This is a genomic window from Acinetobacter sp. UBA3025 (genome assembly GCF_002367915.1).
In the GTDB taxonomy this organism is placed as follows: Bacteria; Pseudomonadota; Gammaproteobacteria; order Pseudomonadales; family Moraxellaceae; genus Acinetobacter.
Map to the genome: position 1 here is coordinate 1 of NZ_DFDO01000053.1, position 5,656 is coordinate 5,656.

The following is a 5,656-nucleotide window of genomic DNA, read 5'->3' on the forward strand; positions in this document are numbered from 1 at the left end:
GATCCAGTTTATACAGCACTTTGAAGCTGAATATGATATTGCCTTAGAGCAGATTTATACGGGAAAAATGCTGCATGGAATCTCTGACCTGATTGAAACAGGCTATTTTCCAGCAGAAGCAAAGCTACTAATCCTGCATACTGGTGGACTACAAGGTCGAAATATTTAACTCGCTTAGAGTTCTGATCGAAACTTAAATGCCTATCGGATTATTTTCGTTTAATGCAATCAGCCCTTTGACCAGTCGATAGACATGCCAGACAAAGACCAAAAAAATAATCACAAAACCAATCAGAATTACAGTGAGCAAACCACCCAGAATATAACCCAGCAAGCTGAACCAGAAAGTTTTGATCTGCCAGTCCACATGACTTTCTAGCCAGGTGCCCCGCATTTCATTACGTTTGATATAATTCATGATGATGGCGATTAATGGGGTTATTCCCAGGAAAAAACCCAGTAGATGAAGAATATAGCTGATCAGATTATATTGTTTGTATGCTGCCGTATCCGTCATAAATTATTCCTTTCATTGTGATTATTTTTTAGGCATAACAAAACTATGCATGAATCCGCCAGCTGCTTCAAATTATTTATGATAAATATTCGCTAATACGTTGTAATTCGGGCAGCGCCCTTCAGGAATAGAGAAAGCTGAAATAAAATTGTCTATAATGCTCCCCTTTCTTCTCCCTTGAGTGTGTCATGTCTGTTCAGCAATACGATGTTTTGGTCATAGGTGCAGGTGCATCAGGTTTAATGACGGCCTATATGGCAGCACAACGTGGTCGAAAAGTCGTAGTCGTTGAAAAAGCCAATAAGGTGGGTAAGAAAATCCTGATGTCCGGTGGCGGCAAATGTAATTTCACCAACCTCTATGTCGAACCTGAAAATTTCATCTCACACAATCCGCATTTCGTGATTTCAGCACTGACCCGCTATACCAATTGGGATTTTATTGGCATGGTCTGTGAATATGGCATCGAGTATGAAGAACGTAAACATGGACAGTTATTCACCTTAAATGGTGCCAAAGAAATTCTGGCGATGCTACTGTCTGAATGTGACAAGACTGGTCTGGTCGAGATCAAAACCAACTGCGAAGTGAAAGCTGTCAATACTGTAGACGATCAAGGATTTCAGGTAGCCACTTCTTTAGGATATTTTGAAGTAGAATCGGTTGTGGTTGCTTCAGGTGGCCTGTCTATTCCAACCTTAGGTGGTTCAGGCATCGGCTATGAGATTGCCAAACAGTTTGGACATCATGTCTATCCAACCCGTGCCGGTCTGGTGCCGTTTACTTTCTCGGATAGTTTCAAGGAGATCACCACCCGTCTGAGCGGTAATGCAGTCGAAGCCACGCTGTCTAATGATCTAAACAGTTTTACTGAAGCTTTACTGTTTACCCATCGTGGCCTAAGTGGCCCTAGCTCCCTACAACTGTCAAATTACTGGGATGTTGGCCAAAGCTTTAAGGTCGATTTCTTACCAAGTGTCGACCTGTTTGATTTCATTAAATCTAAAAAACAGAGTCAGCCTAAAGTTCTGCTACGCACTCTATTGACCGAACATTTACCGAAGAGCGTAGTACTAGAATTACAGAATCTGATCTGGCCTGAAGTAGCTGAAACATCTATTGGCAATATTAGTGATGACAAGCTCGAACAGATTGCCAAGCGTTTAAGTGGCTTTGAACTGAAACCTTCTGGGACTGAAGGTTACCGGACAGCCGAGGTGACTTTGGGCGGTGTGGATACAACCGAAGTTTCATCTAAAACCATGGAAAGCAAAAAGCAGAAAGGCTTATATTTCGTGGGTGAGATACTGGATGTGACTGGTCATTTGGGAGGTTTTAACTTCCAATGGGCATGGTCATCAGCACATGCCGCATCGGAATATGTTTAATACAAAGATAATCTGGGAAGAGAAAATACTTCGCTTATTCCAGATAATCCGTTTTAAACAGGTTGAGATTGGCCGTATTTTCTAAACGGTCAATCGTCAGTTGCATTTTCTGAGCCGCTTCCTGCAGATGTAAGGGTACTTGATCTGCCATAGGTGCCATGAATTTATGCTGAAATGTTTTCCACATCTTATTGATCTCCTTTTTCTTTATATTTTTAATGCAAGAAAAATACCAAAATCATTTTAGTATTCACTTGAATATTCTATATTTTTTAAAAAAGAAATTCTATGTATAGTGACTAGGCAGTATTTCGACTTAGTTAAATTCGTCTGGATCAGGTATTTTCTTATCCAGCTCTTTTTCAGCCTGCTCATCCTGTTTGCTTTTCACAAAGACAAATCGATAAGCAGCCATGAAAAAGCCAATGGTTATGCCTGCTATCACTAAGGGTGCTAACAGATTATTCGGTTTCTTGGCATTCATTCAGATTTCCTCAGGATTAAAAAAATCGACCACTCAAGCGTGGCCGATTTTGTTTAAATAGAACAGGTTAATTCGGGTCATCTTTTTTTGGATGACTATCGACATCCGGTTCTTCTTCACCTGTAGAACCAAATGGATTATTCGCTGGTGGATGAGTTGGATCAACTTGAAGCGAATCCGGTACAGCCTGATCGACATCTGGTGTCACCTGATCTACACCTGAAGCTTCATCATCCTGCGGTGCAGTGGTCAAGGTCGCTGGCGTACTATTGGATAAATTGGTACGCATCGGCGCATTGTCATCTTGTGATTGATCTTGATTCGGCACAATATTTTCTCCTGTAGTTGAACTGCCTGCACCTGTAGTACCACTGACATCAGCACCTAAGCCTGAAGTCATGATATTAGTTTCATTTTTCAAAGGATTCGGCTCTTTAGCTTCTCGTTTAGCTTTATCGATCAAATCAGTCAGTACACGTTCTGCTGGTTGACGGCCACCGAGACCAAAGGCCAAGGCAAATGCCACAGCAACAGCACCCAGAGTTAAACCGAAGGCCAGATTCACGATCGAGTCAGCAATGCCCATGGCACGTAGACCCATCGCAATGACCAGACCCATGATCAGTACACGAACCAGGTTCGCTAACCAGCGTGAACTGTTGTATTCACCACGTTGCACAATATTGGCAACTACATTGGCCAGCCAGAAGCCAATCACCAGGATCACAGCACCTAGCAGGATGTTTGCACCGAAGTAGATGAACATCGCAATCAGGCCACTCACCTGTTCAAAGCCTAAACGGTCCGCAGCTTCGGAAACTGCAAATAGCATGGTGAACAGTACAATCAGATAACCCACCAGACTTGATAGTTTGGTTTTGCCTAGGAAGCGTTGCAGATCCAGTTTAGCTGGAACCTCATCTACGCCTGTTCCGGCAACGACTTCAGTCACCAGACGTGCTACCAGTCTAGACACCACATAAGCCAGAATCAGAATCAGTGCGGCTGCAATGATATTTGGAATGGCATTCATGATCTCATACAGCATTGCAGTTGCTGGTTGAGAAATTGCTTCGTTACCCAGTGCTTCAAATGCAATGATTAATGACGTAATAATTACAACTGCGAAGATGAATGAACCAATCAGTTGAGCGACATTCGAGTTTTTGAAAATGCCGACTTTTTCAGCTTGATGTTGAATATTCAGGCTGTTGAGCAAACCTTCAACTATACCGCGAACGATTTTTGCCAGAATGTATCCGACAAATACAATAACTGCAGCAATGAAGATATTAGGCAGATAACTTACGACATCCGTCAGCATGTTCTGCACAGGTAGTAATAAACCGTGTAGACCTAGAATCGACAAGACGATTGGCAAGAACAGCAGTAAAATCAGCCAGTAAACAATTTCACTGATATTTTGGCTAATCGGACTGACACCGACTTCAGCACTCAGCTTTTCATCCAGCTGGGTGCGATCAAGCATTTTTTGCAAGCCGACTTTGACCAGATTCGCCACAATCCACCCAACAAAGGCCACAGCAACAGCCGCCAGCAATTGTGGAATAAAGAGCAGGAACTGCTGGATCATATTACTGAACGGTCCGCTCACTGCTGTCAGATTCAGTACGTTAAGTGCACCGATGACCGCAATAATCAGAATAATCCAGAACACAACACGAGCGATAATACTCTCGACATTAGAGCGATGTCCTGTCGCTGCATTTAAGTGTGTATTGGTCCCTAGTTTTTGCAAGATTTTTTTAACACCTGCCGAGACGAGTAATGCAATAATCCAACCTAGGACTAATATGGCAATTGCACTAAGAATTGGATGAAACTGATCCCAGTAGTACATGGCATCATAGCCACCACGTGGGCCTCTCATATAATCATTCATGTTTTCTGCCCTCTTTGTTATTACGCTATTTGTCTGAATTCACGAGCTTATTTTTGAAATCTTCAGCTCTTTCCGATTGCTTATAAAGCTTGAACTTCCTGTGCTTAGCTTGCCTGGAGATACAGAACTTTGAAAAACATCACCACCTATTGCAAAAAAGCCCTAGTCATGAACCAGAGCTTTTTTTAATAATTCCAATTATTGGGTGGCCTGTTGAGCATCAGTTGCAGTAGCTTCTGCTGTATCTTGTGACATTTCGCCTACAGTGGCTGTTGCTTCTGTCATCGCATCATCTGCAGTAGCCATTGCTTCATTGCTTTCACCGCCTGGAGTAGCCGCCGGACTACCATTATTGGCAGGGGCTTCAGTCGCTGGTACTGGTGTATTAGGCTGGGTCGCAGGCGCATCTGGCTTCACATCTGCAAACATATAGAACAGGACTGCCAGTAAAAAGATACCGACCAAAATCAGGATATAGACAGGAATGCGCTTCTTCTGCGTAATTGCTGCCTGATCATGCAAAGGTGGTTTTTTATTAAAATCATCAACCATGACCATTCTCACTCTTTCTTATTCATAAGTAGATTTTTATCATAACAAGCAGTTATCACAGCTTCTGTGACAAAAGATGGTGAGATAGTGAATGGATGTAAGTTATATGTATGAGTCTGATGAACTTGGTATTAGTTTCAAAAAAAGGCATTTTCTAGCCTGAACATACTATGGTCTTATGGTTAGAAACTCTCTTCCGAGACAATTGATACTGGCAGTTTTTAGCTGATTTATCAGGAATTGAATTGTCTATAAAATAAACAATATACCACTATGATTTTATTAAATTTTAAGCACATTTTAAGTGGGCTAAAACATGCTGTAAAAATACCGTTTTTCAATATACCTGCTACTTTGCGCAAAATACGTTATAATTATCCACCTTATTTTTCATGCACCCGAGTTTTATGGCGTATCGTCAACAGAGTGTATCGCTTGATCTTGACACTGACGTCACACATCAATGTGCTTTGCACTACACTCGTGATCAGCATCTGATTGGAATCATTGAATTTAGCAAACCGAGCTTTATGCTACGCTGGCAAGATCTGGAATATTTCCGCCGCCGTACTGAAGAAATGTCGGTAATGCCTTTTCCGGACTGCATTAATGCCATGGTCATTGATGTACGGAATGTGGCGGCTTGGCTAGATAATGACGTTCCGATTATTCCATGGCGCCTGCTGGAAGAAGATTGTCCGGTACGTTTAGTTGTGCCCGCGGATCGAATCGAACATTATGCCGGTTTCTTTGAGCCGACCTGGTTAACTACCGATACAGATACTGCCATTCAGGAAATCCGTGACTTTATG

General features: G+C 42.2%; 7 protein-coding genes and 1 pseudogene. 3 read left to right on the top strand and 5 right to left on the bottom strand.

Features of this window, described 5'->3' with window-relative positions; all coding sequences use genetic code 11:
- A pseudogene (locus B4J23_RS02135) lies at positions 1 to 169 on the top strand (1-aminocyclopropane-1-carboxylate deaminase/D-cysteine desulfhydrase); the annotation flags it as partial.
- A gap of 24 nt (positions 170 to 193) precedes the next feature.
- Here the strand turns inward: B4J23_RS02135 and B4J23_RS02140 are convergent.
- Positions 194 to 517, bottom strand: coding sequence for a DUF4870 family protein (locus tag B4J23_RS02140; RefSeq protein WP_180013612.1), 324 nt, complete (start codon positions 515 to 517; stop codon positions 194 to 196).
- Positions 518 to 705: 188 nt separating this feature from the next.
- Between B4J23_RS02140 and B4J23_RS02145 the strand changes: the two genes are divergently transcribed.
- Positions 706 to 1,905, top strand: coding sequence for an NAD(P)/FAD-dependent oxidoreductase (locus B4J23_RS02145; protein WP_291358634.1), 1,200 nt, complete (start codon positions 706 to 708; stop codon positions 1,903 to 1,905).
- Between the two features lie 34 nt (positions 1,906 to 1,939).
- On the opposite strand, the gene B4J23_RS02150 is transcribed toward B4J23_RS02145, so the two are convergent.
- The 4 genes from B4J23_RS02150 to B4J23_RS02165 all read right to left on the bottom strand — a co-directional run bounded on the left by B4J23_RS02150 (position 1,940) and on the right by B4J23_RS02165 (position 4,844).
- Positions 1,940 to 2,092 carry a hypothetical protein gene (locus tag B4J23_RS02150; RefSeq protein WP_180012012.1) on the bottom strand — a complete coding sequence of 51 codons (153 nt, stop codon included), beginning with the start codon at positions 2,090 to 2,092 and terminating at the stop codon, positions 1,940 to 1,942.
- A 129-nt stretch (positions 2,093 to 2,221) separates the two neighbouring features.
- Entirely contained in the window at positions 2,222 to 2,389 is a 168-nt protein-coding gene (locus B4J23_RS02155) for a hypothetical protein (protein ID WP_291358635.1), read from the bottom strand.
- 67 nt (positions 2,390 to 2,456) lie between these two features.
- Positions 2,457 to 4,292, bottom strand: a complete 1,836-nt coding sequence (locus B4J23_RS02160) for a mechanosensitive ion channel (RefSeq protein WP_291358636.1) — start codon at positions 4,290 to 4,292, stop codon at positions 2,457 to 2,459.
- Between the two features lie 198 nt (positions 4,293 to 4,490).
- Positions 4,491 to 4,844: a hypothetical protein gene (locus tag B4J23_RS02165; protein WP_034702043.1), complete on the bottom strand. Its 354-nt coding sequence runs from the start codon at positions 4,842 to 4,844 to the stop codon at positions 4,491 to 4,493.
- Positions 4,845 to 5,251: 407 nt separating this feature from the next.
- Here B4J23_RS02165 and B4J23_RS02170 point away from each other — a divergent pair.
- A partial coding sequence (locus B4J23_RS02170) for a hypothetical protein (RefSeq protein WP_291358637.1) occupies positions 5,252 to 5,656 on the top strand: 405 nt, incomplete at its 3' end.

What these genes read in the sequence shown, in the direction of transcription:
- B4J23_RS02155 (WP_291358635.1), bottom strand. Translation starts at nt 2,389, where the DNA reads ATGAATGCCAAGAAACCGAATAATCTGTTAGCACCCTTAGTGATAGCA.
- B4J23_RS02145 (WP_291358634.1), top strand. Translation starts at nt 706, where the DNA reads ATGTCTGTTCAGCAATACGATGTTTTGGTCATAGGTGCAGGTGCATCA.
- B4J23_RS02150 (WP_180012012.1), bottom strand. Translation starts at nt 2,092, where the DNA reads ATGTGGAAAACATTTCAGCATAAATTCATGGCACCTATGGCAGATCAA.
- B4J23_RS02140 (WP_180013612.1), bottom strand. Translation starts at nt 517, where the DNA reads ATGACGGATACGGCAGCATACAAACAATATAATCTGATCAGCTATATT.
- B4J23_RS02160 (WP_291358636.1), bottom strand. Translation starts at nt 4,292, where the DNA reads ATGAATGATTATATGAGAGGCCCACGTGGTGGCTATGATGCCATGTAC.
- B4J23_RS02165 (WP_034702043.1), bottom strand. Translation starts at nt 4,844, where the DNA reads ATGGTTGATGATTTTAATAAAAAACCACCTTTGCATGATCAGGCAGCA.